This is a genomic window from Mucilaginibacter sp. GW821-FHT07H05 (genome assembly GCF_059418485.1).
Genome location: NZ_JBWKPY010000002.1, coordinates 138,708 through 154,946, shown reverse-complemented (window position 1 = coordinate 154,946; position 16,239 = coordinate 138,708). Strand labels below are relative to the sequence as shown.

Sequence of the window (16,239 nt, the reverse complement as noted above, 5' to 3'; positions counted from 1 at the left end):
AGGGGGAGAAGGAGGTGCATCTAAATATTATATTTGTAACACAACTTAACCAAAATTCCCCCTTTAGGGGGTTAGGGGGTATGAAAATAACCGAACACATAAAAAAAGCCAACGGCAAAACACTTTTCTCATTCGAACTGATCCCACCTTTAAAAGGTCAAAGCATACAGGGAATTTATGATGCTATAGACCCGCTGATGGAGTTTAAGCCGCCGTTTATTGATGTAACATCGCTGCGTGAGGATTATATTTATAAAGAGCACGAAAACGGCCTGTTAGAGAAACTGAGCTACCGCAAACGCCCGGGCACTATTGCTATCTGCGCGGCTATTATGAATAAGTATCATGTAGATACCGTTCCGCATTTGCTGTGCGGCGGTTTTACTAAGGATGAAACCGAGAACGGTTTGTTCGACCTGCAATTTTTGGGTATCGAAAACGTATTGGTATTGCGTGGCGATGCCCGCCGTGGCGATGCTTCGTTTATCCCAAACCCTAACGGGCATAACTACGCTACCGATCTGCTGCAACAGGTGGTGGATATGAATAACGGTATTTACCTGCACGAACATAGCGAGGATAACCTGAAAACCAATTTCTGTATCGGCATAGCCGGTTACCCCGAAAAACATTTTGAGGCCCCTAATATGAAAACCGACTTTAAATACCTGAAGAAAAAGGTAGAGATGGGCGCCAATTTTATTGTTACCCAAATGTTTTTTGATAATCAGAAGTATTTTGATTTTGTAAACAACTGCAGGGCCAACGGCATCAATATGCCGATAATACCAGGCTTGAAACCACTGGCTAATACCAAACAGCTAATTGGCCTGGCTAAAACATTCCATATTGATATGCCCGAAGACCTGTGCGACGCGGTGCATGCCTGCAAATCAGAAAAAGAGGTGAAGGATGTGGGTATTGAATGGACCATTAACCAATGCCGCGAACTAATCAAATTTGGCGCGCCAGTGCTGCATTTCTACACCATGAGCAACGCCGGGCCTACCAAGCGCATTGCCGAGGCGATATTTTAACCCCCCCCTGGCCCCCTGAAGGGGGAGCAGGATACCACTTTATGTATTCGCAGGGGATTTAGCGCTGGGGTGACGTGGCAATCTCATAGGCAGGTAAAGTTTGATCGTCCTATGGGATTGCCGCGCTATCGCTTGCAATGACAAATTGTTTATTACTTCTTCACCTTTATTAAATACTGCCCGTTTATAAAATTAATGTGGTCAACCTTCGTGGCTTTGTCCACTTCAAAAGTGATAGAGTTAATATTTAGCATTACCTCAAAATGGGTTGTTTTTTGGGTGATATTCAGCACCGCCTGAGGCATGGTGTAGTGCCTTTCAAACTCAGTGACATGAGCAGTATCCTTATATTTTGCTAAAGCCTTTTCGTCTTTTAGCAGTTCATTTACTTTTGCCTTAATATCAAAAACCATTACCTCTTTATTTAAACTAAGCGTACGGCTGTCGTTATTTTTGGCGCGTTGGCTGATATGTAAAGTACCGGTCTGCGTTTCCAGTGTATCATTATTAACCTGGCGCCCCATTAATACATAATCATACCCTTTTACATTTAGCAGTTCATCGTCTATCGGGGTAAACTGATAACTGCTGATCATCACAGGTTCGTCCATATCATAACCATAGCCCGAAAAACGGGTTAAATGTAAGTACTGTTTAACCCGGTCCAGTTTATCCCATCTATAATCGTACCCCGTATACATCATAACTTTACCAAACCTGGGGTTTTTGGTCGCTTTGCTTTCCATGCTGAACTTGGCAGGCATATAAGGTATTATTGATGCCATATCGTGATGGGCAATCAGATAGTCCAGCGTAGCTACAGCCCTGTTACCATCCTTCCGGTTAACCCTAACGCTGTCTACCGGCTGTAGTTTGCCATCTTTAAAGGCATTCATCCGTTTAAAGGCATTTACCAAAATATGCTGTTGCGAATACATGGAAACCGTAAATGCACTTTGTGGTCCATAAACCGACAACAGTGTAATTATGCAGAGCGATATCGGGATCAGCTTGATATTCTGCTTTTTCGAGACCAGGAAGTAAATCGTTATAAACAACAGCCAAATAGCCAGTACCATTAAAAAGTAACGGTCTTCGGTTATGCCATAGCGCGAAACCCTTGTGCCAACGGCCAGGAATAATAAAACCAGCAGCGGCAGCATTAAAAAGTAAAAACTGCGGGCATAGGTTTTTATCCATTTATTCTCTTCGCGCTCGCGCACCGGGTAAACCAATAATATCGATAGGATACCAAAAACAGCATAACCCAAAATCAGGTTGGATACCAGTCCCTTGGGCAGGTTCCATTGCACCAGTATCTTGGTTTCGTAAGCCAGTAAGATCACCACGTAAAGCGTAGCCAGGGGGATCAGCACATATTGGGTAAATATCTTTAATCCTTTAGGATAGCTTTCGTCGGCATCCAAAGCGGGCATATCATCGGGCACACCCGCTAAAAAGAACAGCGTATTAAATAAGCCGACTATGCACACCCATAGTATGGCAAAACAGTCCCATTCAAAATCGAAATTAAACAGGAAATTCATGGCCCCAATGGCCGCCGATATCCCGGCAAACAGTACCACGCTGTACAGCACGCTGGTTAAAAACCGCAAAAACAATGTTTTATTAAACTGCCAGAAACCCTGCACATGCCCCTTATTGGTAAATGCCGCAAACGCCACCAGGAGGTGAAATGCCAGGCTCAGCAGAAAAAACCGCGTACGGTCGGCTTCCCGGGCGTATGGGTTGATCATAAAGATAAGCGCTACCGCAAATATGGCTGCCACCAGCTTTAACAGCAAGGTATTACGGACAGATAGCTTTTTGCTGCCTGCGTACAAGGTAACCGCCAGGCTAAGCAATAAACCCAGGTTGGCCATCATCAATATCCGCACGCTCCAGCTTTCGGCAGTGGGTTTAATGTATTGTAGTTCGATATAGCAGATGCCCGCTATAGTGCCCGTTAGGGCAAACAACATTTCGAAAGGGAAACGTTTGATAACGGCCGATGCGCTTGCGATTAGGTTTTTAATAGATGGAAGTTTCATTGCGATGTATAGGTTATTGATAGCTAAAGGTAATGATAATAGTAACTGTTGTTTGTTTTTGCAGATATTTATTAGTGAAGCATCGTTTCATTTACATAGTTGTACATCCCTGCATTTGCACATTCATTGCCCTGTTTTGTAAAATATTATTCTGCTGTTTTTGCGCTTAGCCATTTAATGTAACAGCAATTACAAACTTTGCTTATCCCGGCCCTTTTAGCGGCGATAGCCCCTGTTTGTAAAATATTTATTCGCCGGTTGTTTATCGTTACAGGCCGATTGTTTTTAACACTTCATTACTTATATTTGCGTTCGAAAAAATGTTCATTTAAGATATAATGAGAGAAATACAATTCAGGGAAGCGCTTCGTGAAGCAATGAACGAAGAGATGCGCAACGACGATACTATTTACCTGATGGGCGAAGAAGTTGCCGAATACAACGGCGCCTACAAAGTGAGCCAGGGTATGCTGGATGAATTTGGCGCCAAGCGCGTTATAGATACCCCTATATCTGAATTAGGCTTTGCTGGTATCGGCATTGGTTCGGCTATGAACGGCCTGAAACCGATTATCGAATTTATGACCTTTAACTTCTCGTTAGTGGCTATAGACCAGATCATCAACGGCGCGGCCAAAATAATGAGTATGAGCGGCGGCCAGTTCTCGGTGCCAATTGTATTTCGCGGCCCAACCGGTAACGCGGGTATGCTTAGCTCGCAGCACAGCCAGTGTTTCGAAAACTGGTATGCCAACTGCCCGGGCTTAAAAGTGGTTGTTCCATCAAACCCTGCCGATGCAAAAGGTTTATTAAAATCAGCTATCATTGATCCTGATCCGGTTATTTTTATGGAGTCGGAATTAATGTACGGCGATAAAGGTGAAGTACCTGAAGAAACCTATTATATAGAAATTGGCAAAGCCAGCGTAACCAAACAAGGTACCGATGTTACTTTGGTAGGTTTTGGCAAAATTATGAAAGTAGTTAACGCCGCTGCAGCCGAACTGGAAAAAGAAGGCATCAGCGCCGAGGTGATAGACCTGCGCACCGTGCGCCCTATTGATTACCCAACCATTATCGAATCGGTTAAAAAAACCAACCGTTTGGTATTGGTAGAAGAAAGCTGGCCTTTAGGTTCTATCGCAACCGAGATTGCCTTTAAAGTACAAAAAGACGCGTTTGATTATCTTGATGCGCCTATCCTGCGTATTATGGGCGGCGACGTACCATTGCCTTACGCGCCAACTTTGATACAGGAATACCTGCCAAATGCCGAACGTGTAATTAAAGCGGTAAAAGAAGTATTATACGTAACCAAGTAATTGGGAATACCGATAAAAGTAAAAAGCCCTTCTGCAAAACAGAAGGGCTTTTTATTTACATATGCAAATCAAAATCCTCGTGTCATTTCGATAGAGCCTGGGGGGATGAGCATTGGGGCGAAAGAGAAATCTTATACGTGCGATAAGCAAGTCGTATAAGATTTCTCCTTACCCCTTCCCTTCACCCACCGCTGTTCGTCGAAATGACATGGGTTATATCCTGGGATATGGTATCTAAACGCGCACTTTGAAAACAAACAAAAAGCCCCTCTGTTTGCAGAAGGGCTTTTTTATGCTTAAAGATATTTGGTGATATCTTCGGACATCGGGGTTGTTTTTGAGCGGAAGCGGTGGATCAGCGTACCGTTCTCGTCTACCAAAAACTTCTCGAAATTCCATTTGATCTCGCCGGTGAAATCAGGGTTTGGCGCTTCGGTAAGGTATTTAAATAATGGTGCGATATCATCGCCCTTAACACTTACTTTTTCGCTCAGCGGGAAGGTTACGTGGTATTTACCTTCGGTGCAAAAGCTTTTAATCTCGGCAGCGGTACCCGGTTCCTGTCCGCCAAAGTTATTGGCCGGGAACCCAATCACCACCAGTTTGTCTTTGTAAGTTTCAGATAAAGTTTGCAAAGCCTCGTACTGCGGCGTGTAACCGCATTTTGATGCCGTGTTAACAATCAGGATCTTTTTGCCTTTGTACTTTTTCAGGTCAAAGTTTTTACCGTCGATGTTTTTCAGTTTAAAATCGTAAACCGAACTGGGTGCAGCCGCAAACAGCAGCGCGAATAAAACAACAAGTATTTTCATGATAATTTAAAATGGGTTTTAGTAAATACGTATAAACTTGTTAAAAGGTAGCGCAAGTTATAAACTTATTTTATCCAGATACTTATCTTCCATTTGTGTCATTAACTTTTTACTTGCGGCGCCCTTATCTTTATAGCCCAGTAAATGCAGCGCGCCGTGTATCATTACCCGGTGCAGTTCGGTAGTTTCGGGTACGTTAAACTTTTTGGCGTTCTCTTTAACCCGTTCTGCCGAGATAAAAATATCGCCCACAATGGTTTTCTCTTCTTCCGAATTATCGAACGTAATGATATCGGTATAGGTATCATGATCCAGATACTGCTGGTTAATGCGCAGCAGGTAGGCATCACTGCAAAAAATATAGTTCAGCTCATTCAGCTTAAAACCCTCGGCTATTATGGTATCTTTTATCCACTTACGTAACGCTATTTTATTTTTCAGCGTGTACTTAATATCCTCCTCAAAAAAACAAATAGCCGGCATTAAATCTTAAAATGAAGTTCCAGCTCATTACCCTTATCGTTAAACACGCACTGATCGGCTAAATGTTTAATAATAAATACACCCCTGCCTGTTAAACTTTCCAGGTTTTCGGGCGCGGTTGGGTCGGGGATATGGTTGGGGTCAAAGCCTTCGCCTTCGTCGGTAACGGTCCAGATAATACGGCGGCCGTCAACCTCGGCATTTACAATTACCTTTTTATCAGCATCCTGCTTATTGCCATGCAGTATGGCATTATTAACGGCCTCGCTTAGGCAGGTCATCATATTGGCAAAGGTATCTTCGGTAATCTGGTATTTATCCGCTATCTCCTCTATCAAAACTTCCAGCTGGGCAATACTATCCGGTTGCGACGGCAGTTGCAGCGTAAAAAGTTCGGTAGTGGGGAAATTCGATTCTTGCATACTATTTTGCATTAAGTTGATCAAAGTAAGATTTTATTTTTTGCTTATAATACAAATTTAGTGCCGCCGGTACTGTTTTTATCTGTTCGGTTTGTTTTGCCTTTGCCTGCTGGTAGTTTTGCAATGCTTTAATATATCCCGGAGGTATATCCTTGCCTGCATGGCTGTCCCGCTTATTATCCTCGTCCCGCTGTTGTTCCGCCTTTTCTGCCTCCAGTAGCCGTGTTTGTATCTGTTGCTGACGTTTTATTGATTCATCAGTTATTCTCCTGTTTACGAGATCATTTTCAGTTTGTTCCATTTGTTTAGAAATTTTATCCAAATCGCCTAAACCTTTGCGCCCATCCTTGTTCTCTTCGCGACTGATCCGCTCTAATTGCTGGCGTATTTCCTGCTGCGCGCGGGCCATGCGGGCCAACTGTTCGCTTTGGCTTTGATGCTGGCTTTGCCCCTGGTTGGGGTTATTGCCCTGCTGCTGTTGCTGCTGCATCTGGTCGCGCATTTGCTGCATGTTCTGGTTCAATTGCTGCTGCATTTTGCTCAGCTGCTGCATAGATTGTTTCGACTGCTTTTTCCCTTTGCCTTTACCACTTTTGGAGTTTTTCATCGAGCTTTCCAGCTGGTCTTTCGCATCGCTCAGCATCAGGGCCAGGTTGTTCATGCTGGTCATGGTGTATTGCTGCTCGCGGTTAGCTTCGCCTGTCCGGCGGTCGCCCAATAGCTCCAGCGCCTTGTCGATATGATCGTTAATACTCGCAATTTCGGTATTTACAGTCGATTGGATCTGCGGAATACGGCGACTGATGGCATACAGCGTATCCTCGGCTGTTTTTAAATTATCCTTGATATCCTTTTGCTTTTGCGCCAGGGTAACGTAATTAGGGTCGTTAGTGCTGGTGGTCTTCAGTGTTTGCATCACTTTTTCCTGATCGAACGAGCTGTTTACCAAACTCTTTAATAATTCGCGCAGTTGCTGGGCATCCATGGTGTTCTGTTCCTGCTCGCTTTCCTCCTGGTCCTGCTGCATTTTTTGCGCCATCTTCTTCATTTTGGCAGCAGCCTGCTTTTGCGATTTTGATGCTTTGGATTTATTATCCTTTTGGATCTGCTCCTTACTGTCCTGCATATCCTGCTCCACACTCTGCTGATCCTGTTCCTGCTTGTCAAAATTCTGTTTTTCTTCCAGCTGATCGTTCTCCTTCTTCAGCTCGTCCATGGTTTTTTCAATATCCTTGAAATCCTTGTTCAGCTTTTCCTGCTCCTTTTGCAATTGTTCCTTATCGGCTTTTTGCTGGTCGGCGTTCTGTTTGTCAGCATTTTGTTTATCCTGCTGGTCTTTATCCTGCTGCTGGGTTTTGTCCGCCAGTTTGTCCTGTTGCTCGGCCAGCTTATTCAACTGGTTTACCGTTTGGTTCAGCTTTTGGTCAAAGGCCAGTTTTTTGTACAGCTCCTGCATGCGGTCCAGTTCCTTTTTCAGGTTCCGGTTCTCGTTCTTCATCTGGTTAACCGCATCGCGGGTTGGTTCCTTACGCTCCATTTCCATTAACTGCTGCAGCTTATCCATCAGTTCCTGGGTTTTAGGGTCCAGGATGTTTTTCAGCAGCTCGTCCATTTGCCTTTGCTTATCGGTCAGGTCGGGGTTTTGCTGCTGATTTTCCTGGCGATTGGTCTGGTTCTTTTGATTTTCGTCACGGATGTCTTTGATCAGGTCGTTCAAATCCTTTTTCTTTTGCAGCAAGTCTTCCACCTGTTTCTTTTCGTCAAAGCTCAGCGTGTTCTTGTTCAGCAGCAGCTGGTTTAATTTGGCCGATTCCTTTTCCAGCTGACCTGCAATTTTCACCGCCGATGACAGTTTAGATTTTACCGATTCCGTCCCCGCGTTTAGCTGATCGGCCAGTTCCTTTTCTGTCGGCACTTTCAGGGTACGCTCGGGCGTGCGTGCTTTTTTAGGGCCTGATACCGCGTCGTTATCGCTCACTTCAAAATAGTAGCTTAACTCATCGCCCGGTTTAACGGCCAGGTCTTTCATATCCCAATAGTAAAAAAAGTCGGCCTGGGTTTGGCTCAGGTCTGCTTTAACTGCTTTGGTAATGGTTTTCTCATCTTTGTTAGTACCCGGCTGACCGGCCTTGTAATGGAAAGTTAAGGAGGTAAAGCCATGATCGTCCTGAATACGGCCGTTAAAGTAAATGGCCTTCGAGCTGATGGAATCCTGCTTTTCTATCGCTGTAATGGCCGGCAGTTCATCGGCAATTACATTAATGCGGTAACTTGCCGAATCGCCCCGGACCACGGTATTGCTCTCGGGTTTAAGTGAGTAGATAGCGTTGGCACGGATATGCTCGGTATGTTCAAACAGGCCATTATTGCTGTTACTGATCCGCATAGGTTTGCCATCCAGCGCAAACAGTACGCGGTCGGCGTTTTGGGTATGCAACTGCCATTTCACGGTGGTGCCTGCCGGGATGGTCAGGTCGCCGGCATTGAGCAGGGTTTCATTTTTTTTGTGCAGATAGAATGGATAGATTAGCTCCACATCAAAATTAAGCAGCGATGGTTTCAGGTTCACCTTAATTTGGTAAGGCTCGGAGTAAAAACCATTGGCGCTCAATCTAAAGGTAGTATTCTGCTGCAAATTGCTGAACAGGTAATGGAAACGTGCCAGGTTTTCTTTATCCAGCTTAAAGGTATTGCCATTGGTTTCCACATACACATCGGCGGGGAGCTTGCTGCCGGTCATTTTCAATTCCAGCTTCACATCTTCGCCCTGTACGGCCGAAAGATTGCTATTTAAAACCACAAATTGGAATGGCGCCAGCGGGGTATAATATTTATTATGATGGATTAAACGCTTGGTGCTTTCGGTTAAAATAGAAGGCGCGGCAAAAGCCAAAATACAGATCACCCCGGCAGGGAAGATCAAAAACTTGAGGTATTTATTATTCTCGCGCAGGTTAATGGCCGAGGGGAAGCTAACGGGCTTCAGCGTTTCTATCTTTTGGTCGATACTGGCTTCAATCAGCTGACTGTGCTTAACATCCTGATCGGCTAATTTTTTTAATTGCAGCGTGTTCAGCAGCTTATCGCTTACATCGGCAAAATGCCTGCCGATGATCTCGGCGGCTTCATCGTGTGTGAGGGTTTTGCCCACCCTTAACCAGGCCAGCAGCGAGGGTACCACCAGCCAAAATAACAAGCCCGAATTCAATAAAATAAAAGCATAGAACAGTATGGTACGGGCTACTGTATTAAAGTTGCCAAAGTACTCGCTCACGGTAATGACGACGAAGGCCGAGAAAAGCCCCGCCCCTAAAAAGATAAGCCCCCGCAGCAGATTATTGAAATAATACTTGCGGATAAACAAGTTGATCTTGCCGATCAGTAATTCGTAATTGCCCTGTGAGTCCATACCTAATACTAATATAGTGAAGATATGATGTTAAACGAAAATTTAACGGCAATAATTGTGATTGGTGATAAAAGCGTTACAAAAGGGTACAAGCAGCATAAAAAAAGCCTGGCACATAGCGCCAGGCTTTAATATCTATATAACCATTTGCTTATTGTACCCCTGGTGGTTTAGCAGGTGCAGGAACTGGAGTTGCTGGCCCTGGTGGCGGTGTAGTGCCGCCCAGTTTTGGTGCTGGCCCTGCTGGTGTAGTGCCGGCCGGTTGTGGCCCTGTTGACCCGGCCGGTAGTGTTAGCGGTTTTGGCGCTGTTGGCGGCGGCGGTGTTGGTGTTGACGGCGCTGTACCAGCTGGCAAATAGCCAAATGAACCCGGAGCTAAACCAGGGGCAGGCGTTGGGCGTGGTGATAGCGTCACTGGTTGTGGGGTGGGTGGCGGGGGTTGTGACCCGTTTGTTTTTGGTGGGGGCGGAGGCGTATTGGGGGTGGCGGGTGTTTCAAAACCTGGTGATACTACTACAGGTGTTGGTACAGGTGTTGGTTTTGCTGCCGGCGGTGGCGATGCCGGCGGTTGTGTTTGTGCTTTAGCGTTTATAAAAAACGCGCTGCCTGCACATAAAATGGCAGCCAAAAGGATTTTTTTCATAAAGTTTTGTGGGATAGTGTAATTGTGATAATAATTTCATCAAAGAAAGCGAAAAAAACCTTGTTTAAAGCATAGTGGTCCACTTATTTATGGAACGATGTAAAAATTAAAATAAAACGGTGTTGCCCGATATGCAAATGGCTATCTGCGTTGGTTGCCCGGTCATAAAAGTTAATTAAATTGATTATGACTTGTGGCTAATGTATTATAAATCTGTTATTTGCTTTTATTACCATATATTCGCGGCCTTTACCCTTATCACTGTGAATAAAAAATATCTGTATGGATGTTTAACGCCATGCATCATCTGCCTCCTATTGTGTATTTGCAGTTCGGTACAAGCGCAAGTAAACGATACTACCTCCAAAAAAACAATTGATTCCCTTGCCGGAAAAATCCACGTCCAATCGGGTGCCGATAGCATTGTTAAAGCACCTGTCAATACAACTGTTGCCGCTACAGCGGTAGTACCACCGCCCCAGCCGGCTGTGCAGTTTGGCGGTGGTATACAGGCCACTACCATAAATTATGCTGCGCGCGGTATTGAAAACCGCCAGCAACCTTTTACCTATTATATTACAGGTAACCCCTGGGTTTACACTAAGGGGGTGTATATCCCCATCGCTTTTTCGTACACCAGGCCCGATCCTTTATTGGCACAGCCCTACAATCAAATTGGCGCAAGCCCTACTTATAAATGGTTAACCCTGCATTTAGGTTATCGTAATATACAATACACCCCTTACACGCTTGCCGGCCATACCATGCTGGGGGCTGGGTTTGATATAAAGCCCGGTAAACTGCGTGCCGGCTTTATGTATGGCCGCTTAAACAGCGCCGTAAAAATCGATACCGCCCGTCAGGCACTGGTTCCGTACGGCTTTTCGCGCAAGGGTTACGCAGCCAAACTGGGATATGGCACCGATAGTAATTTTGTGGAGTTTAGCTACCTGCGCGCCAGGGACGACAGCAACTCGGTTGACAGGGATATCCCTAATTACAATTATTATATTACACCTGCCGGTAACTCGGTGCTGGGTTTTGCTACCAGATTTACTTATAAACATTTTTTTATTGGGGCCACCGGCGCGGGCAGTGTTTTCACCAACGATCTAAATTCTCCTATCCGTATAGATTCGGTAAAGCAGGCCATTTTAAAGATCATTAAAAAGCTGGCCCCGTTTAATGGCACCAGCCAATTTTTTACCGCTTTGGATGCCAGCGTGGGTTATGCGGCAAGGCTGTATAATATAAAAGTGCAATACAGGCGCGTGGATCCTAATTTCCAAACGATGGGAGGGTATTATTTTGAAAACGACGTAGCATCGTGGTCATTAGTGCCGGCGGCAACGCTTTTTAAAGGCAAAGCGAGGTTTAGCGGCAGCATTGGTTTGCAGCACGATAATTTGAAGCAACAAAAGGGTTCGGAAACGCACAAGGTCATCGGCTCGATGGTTGCTGGTATAGACCTTAGCCCCAGGCTTGCGCTCTATGCTAATTATACTAATTTTTTAAACGATCAGCGGCCGGCGCTGGTGCAATTCCCCGATTCGCTACGGATTGTGCAATCAACCAATAACCTAATGATAGCGCCGCGATATACCATTACCACGGCGGATATAGTGCATGTTTTTACCCTTACAGGAACCTATAACCGTTTAAAAGATTTTAACCAGATCATTACCAGCAGCAACTCCACCAACCGCTCGGTTGAAACCAGGCAGTATTCATTGAGCTATGTGATCAGCTTCCCTAAAAAGGGGTTAGGCAGCTATATTACCCCCAGCCGCACCGAGTTTATCAGCCCCGAATTAAACTATAAATATCAAGGCATTATGGTAGGGGCGTATGGGGCATTTTTTAAGCAAAAACTAAACATCAATATCAGTAATTCGCTTATGCAAAGTGTTTTAGAAACAGGAAATACTATTATTGATAATATTACCAGTAACATTAGCTACAATGTAGGCAAGCACCAGGCTTTAAAAGTGGTTACCTATATAACTATCAATAACCCGCCGTCAGGCTCGTTTGACGCACGCTTTCGCGAATACAGGAATGAAGTGAGTTACATTTACAATTTTTAATATGCAAGATATATCAAAACTAACCCGGCTAATTATTTTAATGTTATTACTGGCTATGCCCGTATATGGTTTTGCACAGGTGAATGTAACCATACAGATATTGCCCCCTTATTATACCCAAATAACCGACTACGCATCGCACCCATCACAAATACTGGTAACGATAACCAATTTAACCACAACAACTCAAAATATACAGTTGCGGGGAACAGTAAGCGGCGATAACGGCATTAGCATAACAACCAACGGGGGCTACAAAAGCCGCGCGCCCATTATTGTAAATGCTAACGCTACAAGGGTAATGACCGGGAATGATATCCCTGCTTTTTTTGATTATAGCCTGCTTAGCCAAGGTTTGGCAGTACTTAACGGCTATACTAAACAGGATTTTGTGCGTAACGGCGGCTTCCCCGAAGGCAACTACCGTTTTTGCCTGCAGGCCTTTGATTATTATACAGATGCTCCTTTAAGCGTGGGGCAGCCCGTGGGTTGCAGTAATTCGGTAAGCACTACCGCTTTCGAGCCACCAACTATTATCAGCCCATATAACAATCAGGAAGTTTCTACAAATTCAAATAACATTGTAGTAATCAACTGGAGCACGCCGGCCGGCGCACCGCCATCAACTTATTATCACTTGCGCATGGTAGAGATGCGTGGCACATCCGAAGATCCCAATATCGCGTTTGCTACCGGCAGATTGTTTTTTGATAAGAATAACATCATGACCAATACTTATGTATACAACCCATCAGACCCGCGGCTGAACCCCGGCAAAAAATATGCAGTAATGGTACAAGCTGTTGATCCTAATACCAGCGTTAACTTTAAAAATCAGGGCAAAAGCGTTATTTACAGTTTTAGCTACGTAGCCCCGTTGGTTGTTTATGATAACCCTGTGCTGGTTGCACCAGGAAATAATGAACAAATAAATGCAACCAATATCCAACCTGCCAAATTCACCATTAAATGGACAAAACCACTGGGCCTGCCCGATAATATCAGATCAAAATTAATGATTGTGCAGGTGCCTGATGGCCAATCGGCAGCGGATGTTATGGCAAATCCCAAACCACCTTTTTTTTTGAACTATGAGGCTTCTAATACCTATTCGTACGATTATGATATCAGCAGGGGCTCGCCGGCCATGATATCGGGTAAAACTTATGCTGTTGTAGTACAATTTATAGATCCGCAAAATACCGTTAAGTTTAAAAATGGTGGGAAAAGCGAGGTCATCAGCTTTATATACGTAAAAAGGAACCGGCCAAATCAACTGTAACAACAGGTTAAAGGCAGTAAGTTTAATTATAGATCAAAAATGAATGGTAAAGACCGTGCAATTTGCAGCCGTAGTTTTTAACGAAAACTCAAAACCATGGCTTAGCAGGATCTCGCGCACAAGGGTAAGGCCAATACCCTGACCATCCTTTTTGGTACTGAAAAAGGGCGAGAACAGGTTCTCACTATCCGCGGCGCTGATGCCCTGGCCGGTATCGGTAATAGTGAGTATCTTTTGCCGCGGCTGGATAGCAAAGCTAACCGTGCCTTCCTGATGGATAGCCTCTATACTGTTCTTCACAATATTGATCAGGGCCTGCTCCAGTAATTGCTCGTCCGCTGCAATTATTAAACTATCGCCGGGCATATCAAACTTAAAAACTACTTGTTTTTCCTGGGCCTTTATGGCCATCAAACCCGCTACCGAATTGATCGTCTTATATACATCTACAGGAAGTTTTTTTGGCGCGGGCAGCTTTACCAGTTCGGCAAAGTTGCGCATAAACAGGTTTAAGTTTTGGTTGCGGTCCATTGCTACCTGCAGGGCATCTTTCAGTGTGTTAAACTGGTGGTTTTCCCAAAGCTGGTGCGTAGTTAAGGCCGATTGCATAATAGAGTTTACCGGGCCAATGGTATTGTTTACCTCGTGCGCCATCATGCGGATCACCTTGCCGTAAACATTCTTCTCGGCGGCTAATATCTCGGCGGTCAGTTCCTCTATCATAATAAACTGGCGCGAAAACCCCCTGTCGATAAAATGGGCCTTTTGCAGTTTATACGTGCTGATACCATCGGGCTTAACCACCAGCGATTCGCCGGACTGCAAATGCCTGATCTGTTTAAACAGGGGGTGCGGCAACTCGTCAATTAAAAAGCCGTTTATCTGTTTGGCATCTGCCGCTAATATTTGCAGCGCTTTGGGGTTAAGGTGCTCTATGCGGTGGTCGTAATCTAAAATAATAATGCCTGTGGGCGATGTATGGATCAGCTTTTCCAAAAAAAAGTGCTGCTGTTCCTGCCGGGTACGTTCAATCCGCAGCTCATCTATCATGTGGTTATACACATCTATCAGCTGATCTACCTCGTGTTTGCCGGTGCTGAGAAACTTTACATTAAAATCGCGGTCTTTAATAGCTTCCAGTCCTTGCATTAAATATTTAAGCGGCAGTATCAGCTGGCGGTATAGCTGGGTTGCAATTACCAGCGAAATAATCACCAGCACCTCTGATGCGATAAAGAACACCTTATCCTCCTTAAAAATAAACCAGGTAAGCAGCAGTGTTACCACATGCAGTATTACTACAAACAGGATATACTTAGTGCTCAGCTTCATCATAAGGGATCTGGTACTTATCTAAACGCCGGTATAACGCGCTTCGTGTTAAGCCCAGCGAGGCGGCGGCCTTTGAGATCTTATTTTTATGATATTCCATCGCCCGTTTAATCATGGCTACTTCCACCTCTTCCAGCGTTAATGTACCTACCCCGGGCAATTGCGTATCGCCCTTTTTAACCGGCGACAGTTCCAGTTGCGCGCGGAAATCCTCGATTTCCAGTTCATCCTTTTTGCTGATCAGGATGGTACGCTCTACCAGGTTTTTTAACTGCCGGATATTGCCCGGCAAAGGTAATTGCTGCAGCCATTTAATAGCACTGCGACTTACCGTTAAATGCGGCCGGTTGTAGATCTCTTTTAAATTATTTACAAAAAAGCCAACCAGCAAAGGGATATCTCCCGGGCGCTCCCGTAAAGGGGGCAGGTAAACGGTGATGAGGTTGATGCGATACAGCAAGTCCTCGCGGAAAGTGCCGCGGTTTACCATCTCGTTCAGGTTTTTGTTGGTGGCGCATACTACGCGTACATCCACGGTTTTGGTGCGGCTGCTGCCTAATACCTCGTAGGTACGGTCCTGCAATACGCGCAGCAGTTTTACCTGGCTGCCAGCATCCAGGTCGCCTATCTCATCTAAAAATATAGTGCCCTTATTGGCCATCTCAAAGCGTCCGATACGATCAAACCGGGCATCGGTAAACGCCCCGCGCATGTGGCCGAACATCTCGCTTTCAAATAACGAGGTCGAGATGCCGCCGAGGTTAACTTTGATAAAGGGCTTATTGCGCCGGTTCCCGTTTTGATGGATGGCCTCGGCAATCAGTTCCTTACCTGTGCCGCTTTCGCCCATAATCAATATGGAGGCATTAGTATCGGCTACCCGGCCTATGGTTTCTAAAATGGTGAGTACTTGCGGGTCTTCGCCTATAATGTGCTGAAAATTATAAGTTTTATCTAATTGCTTACGGGTTAGGTGCGTGGTTTTTTTATCCTGCAGATCGAGCAGTGTCCGTACCGATTGCAGCACATGGTCGTTATTCCAGGGCTTATTAATAAAATCGTTGGCCCCGGCTTTCATGCCCTGTACGGCCAGTTCAATACTGCCCCAGCCGGTGATCAGGATAATGGGTACCGCGCTGTTGATCCGCTTGATCTGATTCAGCAATTCCATCCCTTCCTTTCCGGAGGTATCGACAGAAAAGTTAAGGTCCATGATGATCAGTTCGGGGCTTTGCTTATTCATGATTTTCATGGCTTCGCCCGGCGACGCAGCACCCATAACCTCGTATCCCTCACCTGTTAGCAACAGTGTGAGGGAAGTTCGTACGGCAATATCATCGTCAATGATCAGGATCATAT

12 protein-coding genes are annotated in these 16,239 nt (G+C 45.1%); 4 read left to right on the top strand and 8 right to left on the bottom strand.

The features are described from left to right. The first annotated feature begins 80 nt into the window (after nucleotides 1-80). Nucleotides 81-1,037 carry a methylenetetrahydrofolate reductase [NAD(P)H] gene (metF, locus tag AC07M6_RS04690; protein WP_494887765.1) on the top strand — a complete coding sequence of 319 codons (957 nt, stop codon included), beginning with the start codon at nucleotides 81-83 and terminating at the stop codon, nucleotides 1,035-1,037. Between the two features lie 152 nt (nucleotides 1,038-1,189). Here the strand turns inward: metF and AC07M6_RS04685 are convergent, their stop codons facing one another. After that, a complete protein-coding gene (locus tag AC07M6_RS04685) occupies nucleotides 1,190-3,088 on the bottom strand; it encodes a DUF4153 domain-containing protein (protein WP_494887764.1) in 1,899 nt (632 codons plus the stop codon). Nucleotides 3,089-3,426: 338 nt separating this feature from the next. Here AC07M6_RS04685 and AC07M6_RS04680 point away from each other — a divergent pair, with 338 nt between their 5' ends. Continuing rightward, on the top strand, nucleotides 3,427-4,410 hold the full coding sequence (locus AC07M6_RS04680; protein ID WP_494887763.1) for a pyruvate dehydrogenase complex E1 component subunit beta: 984 nt from the start codon (nucleotides 3,427-3,429) through the stop codon (nucleotides 4,408-4,410). Nucleotides 4,411-4,706: 296 nt separating this feature from the next. Here the strand turns inward: AC07M6_RS04680 and AC07M6_RS04675 are convergent, their stop codons facing one another. The 5 genes from AC07M6_RS04675 to AC07M6_RS04655 form a co-directional block, all read right to left on the bottom strand. Next, the gene (locus tag AC07M6_RS04675; RefSeq protein WP_494887762.1) at nucleotides 4,707-5,222 is read right to left on the bottom strand and encodes a glutathione peroxidase; all 516 of its coding nucleotides are present in this window, start codon (nucleotides 5,220-5,222) and stop codon (nucleotides 4,707-4,709) included. Between the two features lie 57 nt (nucleotides 5,223-5,279). After that, entirely contained in the window at nucleotides 5,280-5,705 is a 426-nt protein-coding gene (gene ybeY / locus AC07M6_RS04670; protein WP_494887761.1) for an rRNA maturation RNase YbeY, read from the bottom strand. Further along, a complete protein-coding gene (locus AC07M6_RS04665) occupies nucleotides 5,705-6,127 on the bottom strand; it encodes an ATP-binding protein (RefSeq protein WP_494887760.1) in 423 nt (140 codons plus the stop codon). The genes ybeY and AC07M6_RS04665 overlap by 1 nt, the downstream gene beginning before the upstream one ends. A 1-nt stretch (nucleotide 6,128) precedes the next feature. Continuing rightward, nucleotides 6,129-9,536, bottom strand: coding sequence for a DUF4175 family protein (locus tag AC07M6_RS04660; RefSeq protein WP_494887759.1), 3,408 nt, complete (start codon nucleotides 9,534-9,536; stop codon nucleotides 6,129-6,131). 151 nt (nucleotides 9,537-9,687) lie between these two features. Further along, a complete protein-coding gene (locus tag AC07M6_RS04655) occupies nucleotides 9,688-10,179 on the bottom strand; it encodes a hypothetical protein (protein ID WP_494887758.1) in 492 nt (163 codons plus the stop codon). Nucleotides 10,180-10,442: 263 nt separating this feature from the next. Here AC07M6_RS04655 and AC07M6_RS04650 point away from each other — a divergent pair, with 263 nt between their 5' ends. Both AC07M6_RS04650 and AC07M6_RS04645 read left to right on the top strand, forming a co-directional pair. Beyond that, the gene (locus AC07M6_RS04650) at nucleotides 10,443-12,266 is read left to right on the top strand and encodes a TonB-dependent receptor (protein ID WP_494887757.1); all 1,824 of its coding nucleotides are present in this window, start codon (nucleotides 10,443-10,445) and stop codon (nucleotides 12,264-12,266) included. Nucleotide 12,267: 1 nt separating this feature from the next. Further along, nucleotides 12,268-13,548 carry a hypothetical protein gene (locus AC07M6_RS04645; RefSeq protein ID WP_494887756.1) on the top strand — a complete coding sequence of 427 codons (1,281 nt, stop codon included), beginning with the start codon at nucleotides 12,268-12,270 and terminating at the stop codon, nucleotides 13,546-13,548. 33 nt (nucleotides 13,549-13,581) lie between these two features. On the opposite strand, the gene AC07M6_RS04640 is transcribed toward AC07M6_RS04645, so the two are convergent. Further along, a complete protein-coding gene (locus AC07M6_RS04640) occupies nucleotides 13,582-14,883 on the bottom strand; it encodes a sensor histidine kinase (RefSeq protein ID WP_494887755.1) in 1,302 nt (433 codons plus the stop codon). Then, nucleotides 14,864-16,237: a sigma-54-dependent transcriptional regulator gene (locus AC07M6_RS04635; protein WP_494887754.1), complete on the bottom strand. Its 1,374-nt coding sequence runs from the start codon at nucleotides 16,235-16,237 to the stop codon at nucleotides 14,864-14,866. The genes AC07M6_RS04640 and AC07M6_RS04635 overlap by 20 nt, the downstream gene beginning before the upstream one ends. Nucleotides 16,238-16,239 lie beyond the last annotated feature (2 nt).